Annotated in this window: 1 protein-coding gene and 1 pseudogene; both read left to right on the top strand. The window is 74.6% G+C overall.

What is annotated here, in order from left to right; translation table 11 throughout:
• Positions 1 to 676, top strand: a 676-nt coding sequence (locus L810_RS43595) for an ABC transporter permease subunit (protein WP_042978526.1), incomplete at its 5' end; no start/stop codon positions are given.
• Positions 583 to 802 (top strand): annotated as a pseudogene (locus L810_RS49565) (ABC transporter ATP-binding protein); the annotation flags it as partial. The gene L810_RS43595 and the pseudogene L810_RS49565, both read left to right, overlap by 94 nt.

Genomic DNA, 802 nt, shown 5'->3' with positions numbered 1-802 from the left:
GCTCGCGCGGCTCGCGAACGCGGTGCGCGACAACCCGGCGCGCGTCGCCGCGCTCGGCACCGACCCGCGCCGCGTGCGGCTCGCGATGGTCACCTGCGCGTCGTTCTTCGCGGGTATCGCCGGCACACTGACGTTGATCGACGTCGAGCTCGCGACGCCCGACAGCGTGTCGATGGCACGCTCCGCGACCGTGCTGATCGCGACCGTGATCGGCGGCACCGGCGCGTTCTTCGGGCCGGCGGCCGGGGCCGCCGTGCTGACCGCGCTGAGCGTCGTCGTCGCGGGCGTGTCGCGCGCGTGGGCGCTGTATCTCGGCGTGCTGTTTGTCGTGATCGTCGTGGCCGCGCCGCGCGGGATCGCCGGTATCGCGCAAGCGGTCGCGCACGCGTTGCGGCGCGGCGCGCCGGGGGCCGAGCGGTGGCGCCTGCTGTGCGGCATCGGCGCGTGCGTGTTCTGGGGCATCGCGGTCGTGTGCGCGGCCGAGCTCGGTTATGCATGGCGCTTCGCGCAGGACGACGGCTCGGGCCTCGCGTTCGGTGCGTGGGGCATCGATGCCGATACGCCGGCCGGCTGGGCCGTCGCGTGTTCGGCGGCGGGCATCGGTGCGCTGCTGTGGGGCTGGCGCGCGCGCTTCGCGCAGGGTGCACAGCCTGGCAAGCGGGAGGACCGGCGATGAACGGCAACGCGATCGCGCTGCATGGCGTCGTGCAGCGCTTCGGTGCGCAGACCGTGCTCGACGGCGTCGAGCTGAGTATCGCGGCCGGCGAGCGCCATGCGCTGATCGGGCCGAACGGCGCGGGCA

The sequence above is a fragment of the Burkholderia sp. AU4i genome, assembly GCF_000466765.1.
Taxonomy (GTDB): Bacteria; Pseudomonadota; Gammaproteobacteria; order Burkholderiales; family Burkholderiaceae; genus Burkholderia; species Burkholderia cepacia.
This window is presented reverse-complemented; position numbering and strand designations above follow the sequence as displayed.